This window comes from Formosa agariphila KMM 3901 (genome assembly GCF_000723205.1).
Taxonomy (GTDB): Bacteria; Bacteroidota; Bacteroidia; order Flavobacteriales; family Flavobacteriaceae; genus Formosa; species Formosa agariphila.
Genome location: NZ_HG315671.1, coordinates 1784461 through 1807274, shown reverse-complemented (window position 1 = coordinate 1807274; position 22814 = coordinate 1784461). Strand labels below are relative to the sequence as shown.

The window sequence follows — 22814 nt, the reverse complement described above, 5'->3', positions numbered from 1 at the left end:
ATATCACCACAATTAATCACAAATTAATGCATCTTAGTTGTATTATAATAGAAACCACTTTGCGTATTAGATGCCTCTGGTTTTATGTTATAGTCTGGAGTATTTAGACTGTTATGGTCTTCTAGTCTAGTAAATTCTTTCTTTTGAAAAAATACAAAGCCCATGATATTAAATAGAATTAACGTATAGCCGAAATAGATTAAAGCCGATATAAATGGAATACTTGCACTATCTATAATATAAATCAGTGTTAAAACAATACCAATCCATAATTGATTACACCAAAACGCATATATCGTTAATTTATAAAAACCATATAATAATCCAATACTTAGAAGGAGCACTAAAGTATATATTTCAATTACGTAATCCATATTAAACACGATTGGAGTTATGAGTTAATACTACATGAAATTGCATTTTTAGGCAGTACTGCCGAATACTCGAAAGTGTTTTTTTAATCATCATAAAACGTAGGTTAGGTTAGTTAAGTAACCAACAACTAAAAATTAAAGCATTTTTTTTAATCCTTATTGTCGGTTTTCAAATGTGATTAAGTTTAGAAAAAAAACCAAGGTTTGGTTAGGTAGTTAAAGAGTAGTTTTGGCTAAAGTTACTAAATAACAGCGACTACCTAGTGGGTAGTCAACACCTAAACAATTGATAACAATGTATTTATATTAAAAATTGATAAAGTGATTTTTTACGCGCTCGTGACCAGGACTTAAACTGAATACTTTTAAATTTTAGAAAAACGTTCTAAAACGACATATAAAACGAAGCATGTTCTACCTTTTATTGTGTTCATTAATGCTTGTTTTTTTAAAAGAAGGTTATATATTTGATTTAGCCCTAATTAACCTATTATTTTGTTACGAAATACCTTACTTATATTTTGTTTATTTATCTCATTAATTGCTACAAGTAATAACATAAATGTTGTTCTGCAAGACGATAAAAACTTAACAAAAGACAATACAGAACTAGAACAGAGAATTCTAAAACTTGAAAATATTATCTTGGATCCTGAATCTTCGCATTCAGATTTATACCGTGCATATCTTCAGAAATATGACGTTTACAAAAGCGTTTTTAATTACACCCAAGCATTAAACAATTTAGATTTAGCACTAAAAGAAGGAGTTTTAACTCAAGATAAAGACAAAATAAAAATACAGATTAAAGTAGAACGCTTATTTGTGTATTTCGATTTACTCGACTTTGATAAGGTTAATGAGATTGCTCCAACTATTTCCAAAACTGATTTGGCTTTTTTAGATGAGAAAACTCAAGGGTTTTATTACTCTGTTCTAGCCGTTTTAGAAATTCGAAAGAAAAACTACGACATTGCCGACACGTATTTAAATGAAGCTTTAGTTATATTAGAAAAAAGTGCACCAGAACACTTGCCTCTAATTTACCGAAAAAAACTAGGGATGTATAGAGAACAAGGCAATCACGACAAGGTTATAGAAAGCTTTGAGAAAGGATTGTACTATGCAGAACAATACGAAACAGACATTTATATTATTGCGATGTACGACGATATTTCTGTTTATTATGCTGAAGTTGGCGATTATAAAAATGCACATATAGCCGCAACTAAGGTTAACAATTTAGCTACCGAATTTAATGGCCATAACAGAAGTAGTAAACTACAGCTATTAGAAAAAAATCTACTTCAAAAACGTAAAGAACTAGAAGTTGAAAATGAAAAACGTAACCGGAATTATTTAATAACACTTACGGGAGTACTTATTATTATACTTCTGCTGTTGTTCTATTTCTTTAAATCTGCAAAACAGAAGCGTATTATAGCTGAGCTTGAAACCAACAATATGCGTAATGAATTGGAACGTGTTACCCAAGAATTAAACGAGTCTGGACATACTAAATTAGACTTGAATGCTTATAATCTAACCGAAAGACAACTTCAGATTATTGATTTAGTAAAACAAGGAAAATCGAATAAAGAAATTGGGGAAGATTTATTCATTTCGGTAAATACGGTGAAGTATCATCTAAAAATTATTTACGAAGCTTTAAATATTAATAATCGTTCAGAACTGTAGAACGTTTCTAAATCCGGTTTAAACCTATAATCAAATTTTAATAACGGTTTGGTTTACAAATGTGCTTCAAACCAAAAGTCAATACCTTGGGGTTTTCTTTCAGAATCTCCTCCAGGTCTTTGTCCACCGCCACGCGAACCTCCTCTTCCTCCACCAGCTTGTCGGTTGCCTCGACCTCCACCACGAGACCCCATTTCGTTACCCATAGTTGTATTTTCATTTCTTTTAGATTGCTCTGGTTTCGCAGTTTGTACACCAATCATTAATTTAGAAAAATCGTCTTTAGCTTTAGTTTTAAGTTTTGCCTTAGGTATACTTAATTTATATGTTAATATATTTTCTTCTTGATTGTAACTGTACGTTGCAGAAATACCTATACCATTTAACAGTACATTAAAGTTTTGTTTAGAATCGTTTAATTTAAATAACGCTTCTTCAGGAAAATCTGTAGTCACTAAAGTGTTTATTTGTGCTTTCATTTGTTTTATATCTGCTTCCGATTGAAAGCTAGCCTCACGCCCATTTCCGCGATCAGCTTCAGGTTGCATAGACATTCTTATAGGCTCTATAATAGGGTACGTCATTGCAATATCTTCCTTCTCTTTCCCTTTTAAATCAAAAAACACAGTAACGCCGTGTCTCAACATACCCATCATTGTTTTATTATCGCGCGTAACTAGTTGCACCATAATATTCCCTTGAGTTTGGGTGACTTTATAATCGACTGCTTTGCTAGTTCCCGAAATTGTATCAGACTTTAGACTACCGTCTTCTGAATTTGCAGTAGCAGAAAACGTAAAAAAACTTAGAAAGAACGCACACAGGATTGATTTCATGATACTATAAATTTAAATATGAAAAGATAAAAGTATTGGGATTCTTACGAATCTGAAAATACGATAGACAAACACGATAAATCTTTCTATAAAATTGAATTATATAAAGATGAATTATTTTTAAACGTAGCGTTATTAAGACACTATCCTAAAAAGTGTGTAAGTTCAAAATTTCAGGGTTAGGTTATTTATAACTTAATCCTGTTTTCAAATATAGCTAAAAATTGATTTAGTATCACTCCCCAATTTCTGATTGGCATGGTCCATTTTTTAGTGCTTTCTCTCAAAGCTAAAAACACGGATTTCATAACTGCTTCATCGGTTGGAAACGAGAGTTTGTTTTTTGTGTATTTCCGTATCTTTCCATTTAGGTTTTCTATAAGATTTGTGGTGTAGATTATGGTTCTTATTTCAATAGGAAAATCAAAGAATACTGTAAGCTCATCCCAATTATTTTCCCAACTTTTAATGGCGTAAGAATATTTAGAATCCCATTTAGTTTTGAAGTCATTTAAAGCAGCTTTGGCAGCTTCTTTTGTAGGAGCAGTATAGATTTGCTTCATGTCACGAGTAAATTCCTTTTTGTCCTTCCAGACCACGTAACGACACGAATTTCTTATTTGATGCACAACACAAATTTGAGTCGTTGATTTCGGAAAAATAGTTTTAATAGTATCCGTAAATCCATTTAAATTATCGGTAGCTGTGATAAGTATATCTTGAGTTCCTCGAGCTTTAATATCGGTTAAAACACTCATCCAAAAGGCTGAAGATTCATTTTTACCTAACCATAATCCTAGGACTTCCTTTTTGCCATCTGTTCTCAGGCCTACTGCAATATAAATAGTCTTGTTTATGACTTTAGAGTTTTCCCTAACTTTAAATACGATGCCATCCATCCAAACAATTAGGTAAGTGGCCTCCAAAGGCCTGTTCCGCCAAGCAATAACATCTTCTGTAATCTTATCTGTAATCCTTGAAATAGTGGATGTAGAAATATTAAAATCGTACAGCTCACGTATTTGTTCTTCAATATCACTGTTACTCATGCCTTTGGCATAAAGCGATATAATAATATTTTCGATGCCTTCTGTTGTACTTTCTCTTTTCTTTACAATTAAAGGATTAAAAGAACTATCACGGTCTCGAGGAACTTGAATCTCTGTTTCTCCTAAAACGGATTTTAATTTCTTTTTAGTGTAACCATTTCGAAGGTTGGCTGCTTTACTTTTTTTGTGCTTATCGTAGTCTAAATGGGCATCTAGTTCCCCTTCTAGTAACTTCTCAATACCACGTTTGTGCAACTGTTCTAAAAAGGATGTTAGCTCTGGTGCATTCTTGAATTGTTTTAAAAAGTCTTCGTTTAATAAATCTTCTGGTTTCATAAGTGTGTAAAAGTTAAAATTAATGAATAAAAAAATCTCAGATTAATATTTAACCTGAGATTTTAAAACTTACACAGTTTATGAGATACTGCCGTTATTAATCTAATTCGTCTTCTAAACTCTTAATCAGTAATTTTGTTTTACTTCGTAATCGTTTCGCATTATCGAGCTGAATTTTAGTTTGCATCAAGCGGTCAACCAAACCATTCTGATATATTCTACTCGCTAATAATGCACCATAATCTGATCTATTTCTAGACGTTTGTAATTGGGTAAACTTTGAAGTACTTGGTGAAAACTTATCGAGCAACGAAACATGCGATTCTAACACAGGCTTTAATTTATTTTCGACAATCATTTTAATTTTAGCTTCCTGTTCTTTAAACTCAGTAATCTTATTGGGAAACGTGATGATTAAATCCTTAAGGTTATCGTTTTCCATAAATTCGAACTTATTGGTATTTACAATAGAGTTTATAACACCATCTAACAGATTTACTTTTTTATTTGCCAGATTTACTATGGTATCCTTTGCCCCTTCCGATAGCGTTTCTGGATTTTGACCAACATAATTTAATGTGTTTTCTAAATAGGTTATGGTTTGAGGATACTCGTCTATTAGACCATTTAAAATTCCGAAGTTAGTATGTAACTCTTCATTCAGATTCGAATATATTTTTTGTTCCGAAATGTTATTCTTTCTAATATCATTCCATTCATTGATTTTCCAAGCTATAGAAATACCGATAACAATAAGTACAATTTCTCCTAAAGCATAGACCATATAAGATTTCACTTTTCCTGAAGCTATTAATTGCATTCTAATCTTTCGAAGTAATTTCATCGTTTAATATTAAGTGTCATTATTTTTTAATAAGATTTAAATGTAAACTACTTTCTGAATACTAAAAAAGGAGATATACCAATCCCGTAATCCGATCTATAAACACAGGGATTTTAGGGATTTAAAGTGAAAACATAAATTGTATTTACAAGGAATTCTTGTTGATATACTCTAGAAACTGTGGTTTGTATTGTTCGGAAACTGTGATACGCTGATTATTGATAATAATCTGACTTCGCTCTACAACTTCTATATTTTTTAAAGACACAATAAAAGACCGATGCACGCGCATAAAGTCCGTTTTAGGAAGTTCTTCCTCTAACGACTTTAAACTCATAATTGTTAATACCGCCTTTGGATTATCTTTTAACCAAATCTTGATATAATCTTTTAAGCCTTCAAAATACAACACATCGGCTAATTTAATGCGTAATTGTTTGTATTCGGACTTTACAAAAAGAAACTCTTTTTCTTCAGAAATAACGGTTGAAGCTTTGGTATTATTCCCTTTTACCAAATCGAACCAAGCTTTGGCTTTATTGGCGGCAGTCAGAAATTCGGCATAATCGAAAGGTTTTAATAAATAGTCTATAGCCTCTACTTTAAAGCCTTCCAACGCATACTCATCGAAAGCCGTGGTGAAAATAACGCGAGTACCTTTTGGTAACATTTTAGAAAACTCTAACCCTGACAAATCTGGCATTTGTATGTCTAGAAACAGTAAATCAACCGATTCAGAATTTACATACTCTAATGCTTCAATCGCACTACTACACTTTTTCTTGAGATTTAAGAAAGGTGTTTTCTCTACATAACTTTCTACTAGATTTAAAGCCATAGGCTCGTCATCAACAATAATACAATTCAGTTTTAAAGTGTTCATAGATTTATGTTTCTATTTGTAAATGTACTAAAAATCGACCTTCATCAATTTCCGTTTTAAACATGTATTTATTCGGATATAACAAATCTAAGCGCTTTTTTAGGTTTTGTAATCCAATACCCGAACCACTTTTATCATCTGTTTGCTTAGGGAAATTCGCATTTTCAATTTTAAACTGTACCGTACGTCCTTCTGTAGACAAATTGATTTTAATATCACTGTCTTTATTCGCCGACACACCATGCTTAAAGGCATTTTCAATTAAAGAAATAAACAAAAGTGGTGCGATTTTTATGGACGTAGCTTCTGAAGGAAATTGAGAAATTACCTGGGTTTTATCGGAGATACGCAATTTCATAAGTTCCAGATATTTCTTCATAAAATCGATTTCTTTAGATAAAGGCACCTCTTCAATATTCGTTTCGTACAACAAATACCTCATCAATTTACTTAAACTGTGGATGGTAGATTTTGCTTGCTCAGGTGAAATATCGACTAATGAATAAATATTATTTAGCGAATTGAAAAAGAAATGCGGTTGTAACTGATAACGTAAATGCTGTAATTCGGAATGTAATTTTACATTGGCGGCGTCCTTACGTTCGTTTTCGGCAGTTTCCCAACGTTTTGTTGTTTTTAAAGCAATAGAAAACAATATGGGTGCCACATAAGACAACATTTGCATATAAATAAACATCCGTAACGGTGGCTTATTTGCTGAATCTCCGACCTCTTTACGCTTTAAACCTTCAAAAAATGTAGCTTCTATTTGTTCCTTTAAGGTTAAAAAGACAATTATAAGTACAAGGTTTACAAGAATAAATTGAACCGTTTTTTTATTGAATAAAAATTTATCGATAACTATAAAATAATTGAGATAAAAAATCATAGTATAAAATGCTACTGGTACCCAATAATGTGCTATAATTCTATTTATATCTTGCTCTTGCCCGTACGATAAAAAATATGGCAGACTAAACAATACCAACCAAATTAGAATATGGGAGAAGATTATGATGTTTTTATTTTTATGCATTAGGTTTATTCTTTTTTCTATCTTTTATATTCAGAATTTGTAATGGTTCCGTCTGGATTTATAAATTCATATTTATACGTTCCAGATGTATCCCATCCGTAATTTATAGTATATAAAGCAGATTCCAACTCATAAGTTAAACTATACTGATTGGGTTCAGGATGCTTAAAATCAATAATTTTAGCACCACGTAACGGTTGTAAATCTGGTCGCACACCTTTTGTTTTTGCTTGTGGCATGATTTCGTTTTCAGGCGCTTGAGTTCTGGGATTAATTTCAACTTTACCCTTCATTGATGCAATTAAATACGGATAGTATTTTACAGCGTGATATTGGTAAGTACTATCTGATGTAAAACGTCCAAGACTTTCATCTAACGTCTCATTCGTTTCTCCATATACTGGAAAACCATCCAGAGCATAGGCAATGGGTTTACCTTGACCTACTTTAGCCTGCAAGTGCGTTGGTGGCAAATGGTAATGATAGTCGTCTGCCCTACCACAATGTCCGCCCCATTGGTCTAATTCTCCAATGGCATTTGCATCTTCACCTCGATTGTTTAACGGATTAAAAATCGGGATACCATTTGCGGCAATAGCAATGGCGCCTTTCATAAAATTATCTGTGGTAGACAACGGATTTTCAGCTAATTCCGGTTGCAACGGAATCGCCCACGCATTAGTGCCCGAATAATCGTGCTTAATAGGAACCTGCTGTTGCCAATTGGTTATACCTGTCATCATTTCGTGTTCTGGTATGCCGTTAGACTCTATGTAGAAATATTTGTTGTCGAAACGTGTATTCACGTTATCAAAAACACCAAAAATAGACGTTAAATAAGACACATCATTTTTCGCCATTACAATGCCTTTAGAAGTACTAGTTGTTTTACATCCCGCAATAATAAAAGCAACTCCAACGATGCTAAAAGCCACTATTTTAGAGTCTTGTTTTTGTCTACATCTAAAGCATGAAAATAATACCCAGGCTACACCTAAATATATAAAAAGATTAGCGTACGGTATAGAAACCAAAGATTGCGTTGGCTCTGAAATGTTTTTATTGCTAATCCACGTGCTCGTATTCAGGATATATTCTTGCTCTTCTGTTGTAAATTCTGAAATATCGAAAAAGACAACCTTGTGATTCTCATTTATGAGATATACCGTGTCGTCTATGCGTTCAATAAATTCACCCTTTAAGTTCTTTTCACCATTTGTAAAATGCCAAATTTTGGTGGGTAAACCGTGTCCGCCTTCGTGAGCAAAAGCTTGAAGACATACAAATAGAATGGTTATAAGGGTTATATATTTTTTCATGAACAAATTAATTAGAGGCTATAAAACTAAAAGTGGTTCTATCAATCACAATATCTTCTGGAATAGCTTTCATAAATGTATTTAAATCAACATCAAGTGTATTAGCTTTTGGAAGCTTGGGCGTTTCAGATAATGCGAACAGTGCAATGGTGTATTCATGTTTCCCTGGTCCGCGTGAACAAGGTGATGTATACGAAATAGCAGTTCCATCTTTATTTGGTCCCATATACCAATTGGGATTGTTTGCCATTTTATACGGAATTTCGGAAACCGATGGATTAATTCCCCATAAAAGCAAATACGAATTTATTTCGGATGTATCCTCTTTATGCGGATAGTGATACATGACTACAGCTAAAGGTTTTGTGCCTTCAGGAACGTTAGACCAAGATAGTGGAATGGAATTTTCTACATCATCTACTTTCTCTTCACATTTATAAGCATCTAATAATTCGCCATCGTCTACCGCTTTGCTAGTCAATTTAAAATTAGGATGGATGGTTTTAAAATCATCGTACATATAAATTGAAGTATCGTTGTTGGCACAAGACGTAGCTAAACATAAAAGCAGTAGAGCTATTCCAAATACTGTTTTCGTCTTCATGTTAGAATATGTTCTATTATAAGTTAAAGTCATCATTAATTAACAGTATAACGGACTAAAACTTCATTATCTAAAATCACATTCGTAGACCAGATAAACTCGGCATCATGTTCTGCATCGTCAAAAAGCGAGGTGAAATTGGTATACGACGGTTTATTATCTACCCCAATAGTGTCGTTAGTAAATGTTGAAGCATTTGGCCAATTAGAATCATCGAAATCCGTATTCATCCACGCATTAGGTAATTCCCAATGTAAGGCATAAAACCCCGTTCCGTCTTGACCACCATCGGTATCGCAATTTGTAGAATATCGGTAGTTTCCATCTTCCGAAACACAACTTAAATCCTTAATTGGTGACGTATAAAATGTCTGTGCTTTCCAAGTTTTATTCGTGGTTGCCACAATATTATTTTGTTCATCTTTAACAACAGCAACCATACCGCCATCTCCTGAATGAAAGGACTTACCTCTATTCGCTTCGGAACCTACACCAAGATGTTCTTCCCAATCTACCAATTTCATGGCAATGGTAAAAGGCTTCTCTACTTTAAACTTTACGATACTAGAATTAAACTGCGTAAATGGGACCTTATCTTTTCCTACAGGCACACCATTTACATACATTTCGAAATAATTATCTGCAAATATAAAGGCGGTAAACACTTCGCCGTCTTCATCTATTTCAACGGTTTTAGAATCGTCGAAATGAGATAAGGCTTCGTCTACACTTTCATAAGTATTCCCTTCACAAGAATTAAACAAATCTTCTGAAAACGGAAAGTCTTCATTCGTATAATGTGTTGATGCCGGCACCGTCCATGTTTTACCATCGGTAGAGGTAATTTCTCCAACATCGGTTTTTCGTCCGCGTTCGCACGAATAAATATCTTCTGCAGTCGTGGTCGCAATGCCTTGTGTCACACTTGCCGTGCCATTGAATTTAAAATCTTCTGAACGACTTGCTATTTCTTTAGATTTTGATTTGTTATCGGCACAACCCAACATTAGGAGTGCCACAATAACTAAACTGAATATATGTTTCATAAGCGTAATATTTTGTATTTGGTGTAACCGGTAAAATGCGATTCTATTCGTAACGCAATGCAGTAATCGGTTCTAAAGCTGATGCTTTTCTTGCAGGATACCATCCGAAAAAGATACCTGTTACGGCACAAACTGCAAAGGATATAATTATAGAATACATAGCCACACTTGTAGGCCAATGTAAGAATTTTTCAATAAACACGGTTGCTCCTAGTCCTAAGATTACACCTAAAACCCCTCCGGTGATACTAATTAAAATGGCTTCAATTAAAAATTGCATCAAAATATCCGAGCCTTTTCCGCCAACGGCCATACGCAACCCAATTTCTTTAGTCCGTTCTTTTACCGAAACGTACATAATATTCATAATTCCGATTCCTCCAATCAATAATGAAATTCCTGCAACTGCCACTAAAAGTACGGTTAACATATCACTAGTTGAACTAAAGGTAGTGATTAATTCTTCCATGGAACGCACGTGAAAATCATCGTCTTCATTAGTCGTTAATTTATGTTGAGACCTCAAAATAGCCGTGACTTCTGTTACCGCTTGTGGCGCATCTTCCTCACTTATGGCAGACGCTACAATTTCATTTAAATGATCGATTGCTAAGATTCGTTTTTGAACCGTTGTATATGGTGCTATTACCACATCGTCCTGATCTTGACCAAAAGTATTGGTTCCTTTCTCTTCTAAAACACCAATAATTTTAAACGGAATACTATTAAAACGTATCATTTTACCAACGGGATTTTCACCGTCAGGAAATATATTGTCTACTACAGTTTGCCCAATAACAGCGACTTTTGCCGCGGATTGTACTTCTGTATTGGTAAACATACTTCCACTTTTTAATCCCACAACTTTAATGTCTAGATACTCCGGATTAACGCCATAAATCGAGGATGGCCAGTTATTAGACCCGTTAATAACTTGTCCGCCACCATTCACTAACGGAGATATATAATTCAAGGTGGTAGCCTGTTCTTTAATAGCCAAGTAATCTTTAAGCGTTAAGGTTTCCATGGCACTAGGATCTTGTCTTACCCCACCACGATTATCGGATCCCGGTTTTACATTTATCATATTCGATCCCATGGCAGAAATTGTCGTTCTAATACTTTCTTTAGAACCTTCTCCAATGGCTAACATTGCAATAACCGAAGCCACACCAATTATAATACCCAGCATGGTTAATAAGGTTCTCACTTTGTTTAGAACAATGGCCTTATATGCGATTTTTAATAGATTTAGTAGTCTCATAATTAATGATCTTCTTTAGGTAATTTTGCTAATTCTGACGCGGCAGATAAAATGCTATCATTTTTTTCGTCTTTTATAACATGGCCATCCTTTAAAACAATGGTTCTGCTACTAAACATAGCGATATCGGGTTCGTGAGTTACGAAGGTTATTGTAATACCTTGTGTTTTATTTAACTCCTGAAATAGAGACATAATCTCGTAAGAGGTTCTCGTATCTAGATTTCCTGTAGCTTCATCGGCTAGAATCATTACAGGGTTATTTACAAGCGCTCTTGCAATAGCCACACGCTGTTGTTGTCCTCCAGAAAGTTGCGATGGTGTATGGTGTAAACGTTCACCTAAGCCAACCATTTCGAGTGCTTTTATAGCACGTTCTCGGCGTTCGCTATTCGACACTTTACTGTTGTATAATAGAGGTAACTCTACGTTTTCTATAGCCGAAGTACGCGCTAATAAGTTATAAGATTGAAAAATAAAACCAATTTTCTCGTTTCTAATCGTTGCCAATTCATTTCTAGATAGGTCTTTTACTTTTACGCTATCAATTTCATAGCCACCAGAAGATGGCTGATCTAAACAGCCTAAAATATTTAGCATCGTACTTTTTCCCGATCCACTAGATCCCATTATAGTCACAAACTCCCCTTCTTTAATGGTAAATGAAATTCCTTTTAAAGCATGAACCGTTTCGTTTCCCATGGTAAACTCACGCTTTAAATCTTCAATTTTTATGATGTCTTTTGTCATGATGCTTTCGGGTTTTATTATTTTTTTCCTGGTCGTGATGGCATAAACGGACTATCGCCTGTACCTCCAGATGATTTTACACCAGCATTAGCTTTTAAAGCATATACCACATTATCCCCTTCTTTAAGACCACTTAATATTTGCACATTTACACCATCGCTAGCTCCAATTGTTACAGACTGTGGATGTATTGAGCCGTCTGGAGATTCTACCCAAACTTTAGTTGCTTTTTCTTTATTAGTGTTTTGTCTTTCGCTAGTATTTGATTTTGTATCAGTAAAATTATATTGTGTATTATAGGCTTCCAAAACGGCCAATTCTGGATAAAAGTTTATCCCTTTAGCTTCGGTAGTTAAAACGTCATTCAATTCTAAAGTGTAAATAGAAATGGTTGCTGTTAATCCTGGTTTTAATTTTAAATCTGGATTATCGGCTTTTATTACTACCGTATATGTTACTACATTAGAGGTTACCGTAGGTGCCAAACGAACTTGTGTTACTACCCCTTCAAAAGTTTCACCTATGTAAGCATCTACCGTAAACGTAACGCGTTGTCCTTCTTTTACTTCACCTATATCGGCTTCATCGACATCGGCTTCTACCTGCATTTCTTTTAAATCTTTTGCAATGGTGAATAAGGTTGGTGTACTTAAACTGGCCGCAACCGTTTGTCCTTCGTCTATATCACGAGATAGTACCACACCATCTATAGGCGAGTAAATATTGGCATATTCTAAATTTGTTCTAGACTTTTGTAAATCTGATAAACGCTGAATAGCCGTGCTCTTAGCTGTTTCGTAATTAAAAACGGCATCGTCGTAATCGGATTTACTAATAACTTGCTTAAAATACAAAGTATTTTGTCTGTCAAAAATGGTTTTCATATAGTTACGCTGACTAACAGCATTGTCATAGGCCGCTTGTGCTTGTGTTGTTTCTGCTTTTAAATTGGTTTTATCCAATTCTGCTATAAGTTGTCCTTCTTTAACTTCGCTATTATAATCTACATAAATGCGTTCTACAACACCAGAAACTTGCGTTCCCACTTCTACTTGTGTAATAGGCTCTATGGTTCCCGTTGCAGTAACCATAGTCGTTACACTTCCTTTTTGTACAGCAATTGTTTGTGCTGCGATAACGTTAGTATCTTCTTTACCCATAAAAGAATAGGCTACCACTGCTAATGCAATTGCGACAATACTGATTATAATGATATTTTTTTTCGTTTTCATGTTGATTATAGTTTAATGTCGTTTCCTTGATAAAATTGAAGTAATTGGTGGTATAAAATGTTTAAATATTTAGCTTGAATGTAATTCTGCTGGGCGGTGGTGTATGTATTCTGATTTATAATTAAATCGGTAGTACTTAAATCGCCTAACTCGTATTTTGTTTTCGCTAAATTGTACGATTGTAATGCTGCTTCTTGCGAGGCTTCTGCGGCTATAAGTTGTTCTTGAGCCGATAATGCATTTTGATACGCTGTTTCTACTTTTTTAAAGATTTCTTTTTCTGTAGATTGCTTCTGAATTTGAGCCCGTTCAATATTTATCTTTGCTGTTTTTACTGCATTTTTAGTTTCATTTCTATTGAAAATCGGAATAGTTAAATTCACTCCTATTTTCTGATTAAAATTCACATTCAATTGGTCTGAAAAATTGATATCAGAAATACTTGTGTATCCTGAGCCCACACTTCCAATTAAGGATAAGGTTGGCATATATCCGCCTTTAGCAATATCCAGTTCTTTTTCGTTGATGGCAATATCTAAATCACTTGCACTCATTTCTGGTAACACATTTAATGCTTTGTAATAGATATTCATTTTATCCATTTCAAGATTAATCAGGTCTATATCGTCTGCAATAGCTTCTACTTCAATTGTATCTAACGGCCCTAATTCTAACAATTGCTTTAGTGTAATTATATATTGCTGATAATTATTTTTTGCGGTAATCACACTGTACTTATTGGTAGCCGCTTGCGATTGCGCTTCGGTATAGTCGTTAAGTGCAATGGTACCAGCATCTAAACGTGCTTTAGATCGAATGACTTCTTTCTCTGAAGCTTCAAGATTATTCTGAGCTATAATGATGTCTTCTTTGGTATATAAAATTTGAAGGTAATTCTCTAGAATACTAACAATGATATTGTTTTTAGCTTCTTCAATCAAAAATTCATTTTGATCTACCAGTAATTTATTCTGGGCAATCTGATTTTTTAACTGACTCCCTTGATACAACGTCATCGCACTTGAAACTCCAACATTGGATGAGTAAATCTGATCGGTTACATAATCGCTTGTAATGGGATCAATGGTATTACCATTAGAGAAATTCTGAGTTGCACTACCAAATAAATCAGGTAATCGGGCAGATTTTGCACGGCTGTAGTTTACTTCGGAGATATCTTTACCTAAGCCAGCATCTTTAACGGTGATGTTATTTTCTACAGCGTACGTAATGCAATCTTCTAACGACCATACTTTGGGTTTAGCTATAGAATCGCTGGTTTGTGCCGATGCTACAATCACAAAGAAAAAGCAAAATATATGTGATATTATTTTCATTATTTTGAAAGTGTTTACAATTAACACTTCAAAAGTGTGATTATATCCTCTATATATAAAAGGCAATAGAAGTTTGCCCCTTTTCTCTATACGAACTCGACAATTTTAACGATGAGATTTTTTAGAAAACACCGAATGTTTCATTATTAATTCTTTTAGTAAAAATAAAAAATCAATAAACAGCCCCTTAACCCCTAATTATCAGTTAGTTTGATGTTGTTATTTTTGTTATATTTAAATACTTAATTTCTCTAAATACTTTTTTTGATAGCAACGTCCTAGTGCACCATTTTCATTTTTTAGAAAACGGATGATTACTAGTTATACTAATTATTTAAACGTTGTAAACATGAAGAAAAACATTATTTTAATCTTAACACTATTACTCTTTACTAGTGTTAAGGCTCAGGAAAAGAATTTTAGACAAGAGATGATAGACTCTGGAGAAAAGCAAGAAAAAATCTCCGAACAATTTAAAACCCAATCTACCGATTATCTTTCATTTATACGTACTAAAGCATGGAACGTAACCAAGCGATCGTCTCCGCTCTTTAAAAATACAAAAGAAATAGATATGCCAATTATAGGTGGTCGTGTTAGATCGTCGTTAGTAGATACCGATAATGATATTGCTCTTGTTGCTCCTTCAGGTGGTGGAATTTGGAGATTTGATGCTGAAGCTGGCTCGTATTTCAATCCTTTGGATGATTTTGGTTCTTTTATGCCAATTACATACATAACACAAGATCCAAAAAATCCAAATACAATTTTGTTTGCTACTGGAGATGAAAAACATGGGACTGCTGGTAATGGGGTTTTTAAATCGACAGATGGTGGGCAGACATTTGCTCCATTAGAATCGACAAACCCAATAAATAATGGTTATTTTCAATTTATAAGATTTATAAAGATTTCTCCGGAAGCTTCAAATATAATTTACATGGCAGCGTACAATAGAGTGTACAAATCTGTAGATTCTGGGGAGAGTTGGAATCTCGTTTTTAATAGTACTAGAGCTATTAGATCTTTAGAATTTGGTGAAGGTAACAGTATTCTAATTGCTGCAGATCTTGAAGGGATATACAAATCGCCTTCTGGAGATTTAAATACATTTACTGCCTTAACAAATAATGTTCCTTATGATGCTAATGCAAATAGTTTAGTAATACAAGGATTAGCACTAGCCACTAATCATGCAGACAGGTCAATAGCCTACGCCATTTTTGTTCAAAATAATGATGAAGCAGACATATATAAAACAACTAATAATGGAACAACTTGGACAAAAGTAACAAGGCCTGGTTTCTATATTGCTCAAGCCTGGTTTTGTTTAACCATAGGTATTCATCCTACAAATCCTGATATTGTTATTGCAGGTAGTGTGGGTTGGGGATACACTACCGATGGTGGTTCCACTTGGAGTTCAGGTGCTGATTTAGAAGTCGATTATCATGATGTTCATTTTCATCCTTCAAATCCAGATGTAGCTTATGTTGGATATGATCAAGGTATTGGTAGAGTAGATTTTGATAATTATAAAGATTATTTAGTTTGGAACGGAGCTGGATACATTACTGTATCTCAACCCGAACAACTTGAACTTGGTAAAAAACCTGGTTTTAATACAAGTCAAATTTATTATGGCGATTATTTTCCCGAAGCCTATGGAGATGCTCAAATTTTCGGACAACAAGATGGTGGATGTTTTGCTCAAGTGAACGGTGTTGAGAAACGAATTAAAGTTGGGGATGGCGGTTCTGTATTTGTAAATAAGCAAGACCCCAACAAAGCCATTGCTTCTACTCAGTATATGAACTTAAGTAAAACAGAGGATGCATTAGTTCCAAATTATGGATCTTACACCCAAATATCCAACATTCCTGGTAAAAGTGGTAGATTTATCACTCAATTTTCAGGAAATAATGCCGATGGTAATCAGCTTTATCTTCCTCTAGATACAGGTATTGCAAGATCTTTAGATGGGGGAAATTCATTTACAACAATTGCTAGCGATGATTTAATTAGAAGTATAACTACGGTAGAAAACGCATTAGACCCTGTTGTTTATTCCATTGGTTTAGATGAAAATGATAATTACAAACCAAAAGGATTTCGTATAACGAATTCAGCTACAAATGCTGTTGCTAAATCAATACAATATTCAGACAGTAATTTAGGAACAGGAACTCCTGATCATATAAATATTGACCCAAATAACAATAATGCAGTGTATGTAACATTTGCCGGTGGTGATGCTTATAGATTTTCAGGTTTTGAAAATTCAAATATTATAATGGAATCTGTTAGAGGAGATATATCCGATGTTCACTTTAATACCGTAATTGGTATTAAAAAGGAACCCGATTTACTATTTGCAGGTACCAACATAGGACTTTTTTATTCTGAAGATCAAGGTAAAAATTGGATTTTAAATGAAGACATTCCATTTACACAAATAACCGATTTAAAATTTAGAGAATCAGATAACAGGCTGTTTATATTTACATATGGAAGAGGTACTTGGGCTACAACTATTGAAACCGAAACCTTGTCTATTCCTGAATCTTCAAAAAACAAAACTGTTATAGTATATCCAAATCCCACGAATGATAGCTTCACTGTTAAAACTGATAAAATAAACAACCTATCATTACTGCTATTTGATGTTAAAGGTCATTTAGTTTTAAAAAGTAATAGGATAAATAATGTTGATGTGAGTAAATTATCTTCTGGACTTTATATGTTACATTTAAAAGATAACAACCAAAATTTAATTGCGACTTCTAAAATTGTAATAGAATAAATGCTAAAAAAAGAGGCTGTCTAGAAAGTATTGAAATCGGTCATTCTAAATGTGATTTAGATTGAGGAAAATCTAACTTTCAAGACAGCCATTTTTTTAATATGTTTAAAACTCAATCACCGTTTTACCGATACTTTTTCCAGATTCTTGTAAGCGATGCGCATCCTTTAAATTGGCTACAGTAAATCCTTTAAGGGTTGTTGTTAATGTAGATTTTAAAGTTCCGGCGTCTAACAACTCGGCTATTTTATTTAATATGTCGTGCTGACGTTCCATATCTTCTGTGGTATACATCGAGCGTGTGTACATATATTCGTAAGATAAGGAAACACTTTTATTCTTTAGCAGATTTAAATCTAAGGGTTTAGAGCTTCCCGTAATAGATACGATATGTCCTTGAGGTTTTACGATATCGGTTGCTAATTCCCAATACCCTTCTAAATCGACGAAATCTAATATGTAGTGGACTTCGGGATGACCTATTGTTTCTAATTCTGATTTAAGGTGATGATGATTAACCACAAAATCTGCCCCTAGATCTTTGCACCATTGTGCAGAATCTTCTCGAGATGCCGTGGCAATTACCGTAAGATTGGTTAACTTTTTAGCCAATTGAATCGCTATTGACCCTACACCTCCCGCTCCAGCAAGGATTAAAACGGATTTACCATTATCTGTTTCAGCATTTACTTTTATGCGATCGAAAAGCGATTCGTAAGCCGTTAAAGTAGTCAGTGGCATGGCGGCCGCTTGTGCATGAGTTAGCGACTCTGGTTTCTTTCCAACAATACGTTCATCGATTACCTGATATTCTGCATTACAGCCAGCTTTAGTAATATCGCCAGCATAATATACCTGATCGCCAACCTTGAATTTAGACGTTTTATCGCCTACAGCTTCTACAGTACCAGAAGCATCCCATCCAATGATTTTCGGCGTGTCGAGAATCGTATCTTTTGCGGCATTATGTCTCACTTTAAAATCGACTGGATTTACTGAAATCGCTTCTATTTTTACTAATAATTCGTATCCTTCTGGTGTTGGCTTTTCCGTGTCGAAAGCGATAAAACTATCTGCTTCTGTTATGGGTAATGATTGTTTAAATCCGATGGCTTTCATTTTCATACGTCTTAAATTACTTGTTATAAAATAGATTTGATCAATCCACCTTCTACACGAATAGATGCACCATTAGTGGCAGATGCTAGCGGACTAGAATAATAGACAATAGTATTAGCGACTTCTTCTACATCGGCAAAACGACCAATCAGCGAGGTAGGTCGCTGTTTTTTAAAGAAATCTTTTTCAACTTCATCCATAGATTTATTTTCAGATTTCGATAAATCCTCAATAAACTGCCCCACACCTTTAGATTTTGTTGGTCCTGGCAGAATTGAATTTACGGTAACTTGAGTCCCTTTGGTTAATTCGGCTAAACCTCTACTCACCGCCAATTGTGCTGTTTTTGTCATCCCGTAATGAATCATTTCTTCGGGAATAAACACAGCGGATTCGCTAGATATAAAAATAACTCGTCCCCAGTTTTTGGCTAACATTTTAGGGAAATAATGTCTTGACAAACGTATACCACTCATTACATTGACTTCAAAAAAGCGTAACCAATCTGCATCGCTAATGTCTTCAAAAGCCATAGGTTCGAAAATACCAGTGTTATTAATTAGGATGTCTACCTCTGGCAGTTTTTCTAGTAACGCATCAATTTCATCGGATTTAGAAAAATCTGCCGCAATTCCAGACACTTTTGCGTCTTCTATATTAGATTTCAGACTATTAACGGCATCATCTACACGATTTTGGTCTCTACCATTAATTACAACAGTAGCGCCTTCAGTTAAAAATCGCTCTGCCGTTGCAAATCCAATTCCCGCCGTAGATCCGCTTATAAATACAACTTTATCTTTAAGTTTTAAATCCATAATTCCTATTTTTAAATGTGTATTCTATTTTAAGAAAGCATCGTCATTTTTTTCACTGTAAAGGCATTAAGTTTACCTTCGGTAGCTTCTGTAAATGCAGTAAAATGAGCTGTGTTTAAATGCCCGTTAAGAGCCTCTTCGTTCGCCCAGTTCTCGTACACCACAAAATTATTTAAATCGGTGTTGTCTTGAAGTAAATTGTAATTTATACAACCTGTATCGTTTAAAGAAGCTTCTACTAATTTTAGAAGTGCTGCCTTTACAAATTCAGTATGTTCTATTTTCGCCACAATTGTAGCGACTATTGTTAATTGATTCTTCATGATTATATATTTTAAAATGCTATGGTCTTAAGGTGTTTTATATTTTAAATGCAAACTGCTAATCCTTTATAACCAAATCGATTATAGCCTTTTTTAAAAGAAAGCACACAATAACCTATATTTTATAGCTATAAATTTACGAGTAATTTCAGCCACACCGTACCTTTTAAAACTTAAATCGGTCTTAAAATTTTATCGCTTTGGTATGGATTTCTTGAATTTCACAACATCCTTTAAGAAAATTGCAATCATGATTAAGATGAAAAACGCAAATGGCAAAGACGTTATAATCAACAATTTTGAAACCGTTCCTAATACATCAATATCCGGTTTTACATTACCCAAAAGAACTAGGGCTATGGTGGCAAGTAAAATAAATACAGACCAGATTACACGATGTTTTTTATTTGGATCTTTAGATCCTTTATCGGTAAACATACTTAAGACAAATACAGCCGAATCTACAGAAGTGACTAAAAAACTAACGAGTAATAAAATGGTTGTTAAATTCAGGACTGATGCCATTGGATAATGCTGAAAGAATACAAATATGGATGAGAATACATTTCCAAATTCGTTAGAATACGTTTCCATGCCTTCTATAAGCTGAAAAGCTGAAGTTCCAAATACTGAAAACCAAAAGAACGTTCCCAAAGATGGAATCATTAAAACACCTAAAAGTAATTGTCGCAACGTGCGTCCTTTAGAAATGCGTGCAATAAAGATGCCTGTAAAAGGTGCCCAAGCTAGCCAAAATGCCCAATAATAAAACGTCCAATCGGTTAAGAAAGCCATTCCCGGATTATAATCGCCTAGTGTTAAACTCATAGGAATAAAATCGATAATGTAGTGAAAGGTACTTTGTGCAAACGCATTCAGAATGGCCAACATATCGCTTGTAACAAATATAAAGAGCAGAATGAATAGCGTGATTATGATGTTTAATTTAGAAAACAATTTGATGCCTTTATTTACACCTTGCCAAGCAGAATAACAAGCAATACACGAAATCCCTACACATAAAACAAGGATTGTAGTCATTCCTAATTCTGCTTTAAAAACATGATTTAAGCCCCCTTTAATCTGAGTGGTTCCCAATCCAATAGCAGCTACGAGTCCGAAAACAGTGGTGATAATTGTAATAACATCTACAGATTTTCTAATCGTCTCGCTTTGTATTTCGTCTTCTACCGTTGCACTAATACGCACATGTTTACGTTTTACATAAAGGGCGTATCCTACAACCATAGCGAAGAGTCCGTAAAACGCCCAAGCGGTTAAACCCCATTGATAAAAGGTATATTCTAATGCTAAGGTTTCTGCAGGCAATGCTGAGGTATACGGCGGATGCTGTTGCATAAACACAGGTTCCTGAACAGCACGTAATAAAATACCTGAGCCCATACCAGCACTGTACAACATGGCTGTCCATGCCCAGAGAGAATGCTCTGGTTTAGCATCTGGTTTGCCTAGTTTTATGGTGCCAAGTGGCGATAAGGCGACACCCAATAAGAGAAGTACACAGCCTAAACCCAGATATAAATAAAAATAACCGAAGTAGTTCCTAACCCATAAAGAGGCTTGTTCAATATTGTTATAACTAGATTCGGTGGCAAAGAATACCATTAAGGTACATATAAAGATTATGCTTATGGATGCGATTAAAACGGTGTGTTTCTGAAGTGCTTTAAATATCAAACTTGAATGTATTTAAAGTAAAAATAGTAATTTGGATAGACTATCACACAAATCATCCAGATTCTCAATCTTTTCTATTAAAAAAATTAGACTTTATCACTAAAAACCATGTTGCATTGCGTGTCATATAGGTGATTAAAAAAACAAGAATTCCACTCTGAAAATCATTTAGAATGTTAACCTATAAAATTGGTTTACCAGATTGTTTTTTCTTAAATTAACACTTTATAAGATTTAAAAAATTTTAACCGATTTTTTTAATGATAATAACAAATTTGCTAATTAACATCAACTAAACATATGAGTAATACATTAAAAGTTTTAGTCTCTGGTACCGGATTTGCTGGACAAGGCCACACTGATGCCTTTCGAGCTGTGGGTGCCGAAGTTGTAGGAATTGTTGGGAGAACACCAAGCGTTGTAAAACAAGTCGCTAAGAAAATGGATATCCCCTACTACGGTACAGATTGGAAACAAGCTCTAAACGATTGTCAACCAGATATTGTATCCATTGCTACGCCTGGAGGAGCACACTACGACACCATAATACAAGCTATTGAATTTGGTTGTCATGTTTTTAGCGATAAACCTTTAACTATAGACGGCGATTCAGCCAAAACATTATACAACCTTGCCATACAAAAAAATGTAAAAACAGCATTTGCATCAAGTTTCCGTTATATGCCATGTATTATACATGCAAAACAATTAGTTGCAGAAGGAGCAATTGGCGAACCTACTGAAGCCGAATTTATATCTCATTTTAATCTAGAACGTGAAATTCCTTTTGGTTGGTCGCATAGAAAAGAAGATGGTGGCGGACGTTTAAACAACAATTTTACCCATATGATGTCTATTGCAACCTCTGTAATTGGAGAAAACATCTTACAATTAATCGGGGAAGTACGCGACGACCTTGGAAAAGCTCCAATTGTTGAAGGTGTACACAATTTTAAAACCAGAAGAGACCACATTCCTAAAGACCTAAACGACCCGAATTTAAAATGGGGAGAAAGTAATGTAGAATGGTCGTATACCGTAATGGCTAAACTAGAAAGTGCTTTTGCAACAAAACCAGTTTCTGTGTTATTTAAACACGGTGGACTTAACCCTAGGTTTAATGAAGATCACATAGTGTTTTACGGCACTAAAGGCGCTATTTATATTAAGGGACATTATGGCATGGGACCACTTTATATTTGGGACGCTGATAAAACATGGAAAGCATTGCCTTTACCTCAAGCAATAATAGATGATCAACCCAAAGTGGAAGGCGATACAGAACGCAATTGGCAATACTTAGCAAGAGAGTTCACTAAAGATATTAAAGGAGAAGATTTTACGTATTATCAATCCTTTAAAGAAGGAAGTCTATACCAACAACTTATCGATTTAATTAGAGAAAATAACAATTGGACAGATGTAAGCCAACTTCAATAAGATAAA

The 22814-nt window shown here is 34.4% G+C and carries 20 protein-coding genes; 3 read left to right on the top strand and 17 right to left on the bottom strand.

The genetic code is table 11. The annotated features are described in order from the left end of the window. Positions 1–23: 23 nt before the first annotated feature. A complete protein-coding gene (locus BN863_RS07780; RefSeq protein WP_038529314.1) occupies positions 24–374 on the bottom strand; it encodes a hypothetical protein in 351 nt (116 codons plus the stop codon). Between the two features lie 495 nt (positions 375–869). Here BN863_RS07780 and BN863_RS18670 point away from each other — a divergent pair, with 495 nt between their 5' ends. Further along, positions 870–2072, top strand: a complete 1203-nt coding sequence (locus tag BN863_RS18670) for a LuxR C-terminal-related transcriptional regulator (protein ID WP_038529312.1) — start codon at positions 870–872, stop codon at positions 2070–2072. Positions 2073–2125: 53 nt separating this feature from the next. On the opposite strand, the gene BN863_RS07770 is transcribed toward BN863_RS18670, so the two are convergent. From BN863_RS07770 to BN863_RS07715, 12 genes are all read right to left on the bottom strand, one after another. Further along, on the bottom strand, positions 2126–2908 hold the full coding sequence (locus tag BN863_RS07770) for a hypothetical protein (RefSeq protein ID WP_038529310.1): 783 nt from the start codon (positions 2906–2908) through the stop codon (positions 2126–2128). A 188-nt stretch (positions 2909–3096) separates the two neighbouring features. Then, complete coding sequence (locus tag BN863_RS07765; RefSeq protein ID WP_038527458.1) at positions 3097–4293, bottom strand: IS256 family transposase; 1197 nt, start codon at positions 4291–4293, stop codon at positions 3097–3099. A gap of 97 nt (positions 4294–4390) precedes the next feature. Next, positions 4391–5137, bottom strand: coding sequence for a hypothetical protein (locus BN863_RS07760; protein WP_038529308.1), 747 nt, complete (start codon positions 5135–5137; stop codon positions 4391–4393). Positions 5138–5282: 145 nt separating this feature from the next. Beyond that, positions 5283–6020, bottom strand: coding sequence for a LytR/AlgR family response regulator transcription factor (locus BN863_RS07755; RefSeq protein WP_038529306.1), 738 nt, complete (start codon positions 6018–6020; stop codon positions 5283–5285). A 4-nt stretch (positions 6021–6024) separates the two neighbouring features. Next, positions 6025–7056, bottom strand: coding sequence for a sensor histidine kinase (locus BN863_RS07750; protein WP_038529304.1), 1032 nt, complete (start codon positions 7054–7056; stop codon positions 6025–6027). 17 nt (positions 7057–7073) lie between these two features. Beyond that, complete coding sequence (locus BN863_RS07745) at positions 7074–8375, bottom strand: YHYH protein (RefSeq protein WP_038529302.1); 1302 nt, start codon at positions 8373–8375, stop codon at positions 7074–7076. 7 nt (positions 8376–8382) lie between these two features. Continuing rightward, entirely contained in the window at positions 8383–8979 is a 597-nt protein-coding gene (locus BN863_RS07740; RefSeq protein WP_158408979.1) for a YbhB/YbcL family Raf kinase inhibitor-like protein, read from the bottom strand. A gap of 35 nt (positions 8980–9014) precedes the next feature. Beyond that, entirely contained in the window at positions 9015–10025 is a 1011-nt protein-coding gene (locus BN863_RS07735; RefSeq protein WP_038529298.1) for a hypothetical protein, read from the bottom strand. Between the two features lie 43 nt (positions 10026–10068). Continuing rightward, positions 10069–11289, bottom strand: a complete 1221-nt coding sequence (locus BN863_RS07730; protein ID WP_038529296.1) for an ABC transporter permease — start codon at positions 11287–11289, stop codon at positions 10069–10071. 2 nt (positions 11290–11291) lie between these two features. Then, positions 11292–12038, bottom strand: a complete 747-nt coding sequence (locus BN863_RS07725) for an ABC transporter ATP-binding protein (protein WP_038529295.1) — start codon at positions 12036–12038, stop codon at positions 11292–11294. 17 nt (positions 12039–12055) lie between these two features. Further along, positions 12056–13276: an efflux RND transporter periplasmic adaptor subunit gene (locus BN863_RS07720; RefSeq protein WP_394331997.1), complete on the bottom strand. Its 1221-nt coding sequence runs from the start codon at positions 13274–13276 to the stop codon at positions 12056–12058. Beyond that, positions 13276–14607, bottom strand: coding sequence for a TolC family protein (locus BN863_RS07715; RefSeq protein ID WP_038529290.1), 1332 nt, complete (start codon positions 14605–14607; stop codon positions 13276–13278). The genes BN863_RS07720 and BN863_RS07715 overlap by 1 nt, the downstream gene beginning before the upstream one ends. Before the next feature lie 349 nt (positions 14608–14956). Here BN863_RS07715 and BN863_RS07710 point away from each other — a divergent pair, with 349 nt between their 5' ends. After that, positions 14957–17410 (top strand): T9SS type A sorting domain-containing protein, encoded by a 2454-nt coding sequence (locus BN863_RS07710; protein ID WP_158408977.1) that lies wholly within the window; start codon positions 14957–14959, stop codon positions 17408–17410. Positions 17411–17515: 105 nt separating this feature from the next. Here BN863_RS07710 and BN863_RS07705 read toward each other — a convergent pair whose 3' ends face one another. The 4 genes from BN863_RS07705 to BN863_RS07690 all read right to left on the bottom strand — a co-directional run bounded on the left by BN863_RS07705 (position 17516) and on the right by BN863_RS07690 (position 21368). Beyond that, positions 17516–18535 carry a zinc-binding alcohol dehydrogenase family protein gene (locus tag BN863_RS07705; RefSeq protein ID WP_316930381.1) on the bottom strand — a complete coding sequence of 340 codons (1020 nt, stop codon included), beginning with the start codon at positions 18533–18535 and terminating at the stop codon, positions 17516–17518. Positions 18536–18552: 17 nt separating this feature from the next. Continuing rightward, on the bottom strand, positions 18553–19347 hold the full coding sequence (locus BN863_RS07700) for an SDR family NAD(P)-dependent oxidoreductase (RefSeq protein ID WP_038529284.1): 795 nt from the start codon (positions 19345–19347) through the stop codon (positions 18553–18555). 29 nt (positions 19348–19376) lie between these two features. Continuing rightward, on the bottom strand, positions 19377–19670 hold the full coding sequence (locus tag BN863_RS07695; RefSeq protein ID WP_038529282.1) for a putative quinol monooxygenase: 294 nt from the start codon (positions 19668–19670) through the stop codon (positions 19377–19379). Positions 19671–19862: 192 nt separating this feature from the next. After that, positions 19863–21368: a BCCT family transporter gene (locus BN863_RS07690; protein ID WP_242404084.1), complete on the bottom strand. Its 1506-nt coding sequence runs from the start codon at positions 21366–21368 to the stop codon at positions 19863–19865. 300 nt (positions 21369–21668) lie between these two features. Here BN863_RS07690 and BN863_RS07685 point away from each other — a divergent pair, with 300 nt between their 5' ends. Next, complete coding sequence (locus BN863_RS07685) at positions 21669–22808, top strand: Gfo/Idh/MocA family protein (RefSeq protein WP_038529278.1); 1140 nt, start codon at positions 21669–21671, stop codon at positions 22806–22808. Positions 22809–22814 lie beyond the last annotated feature (6 nt).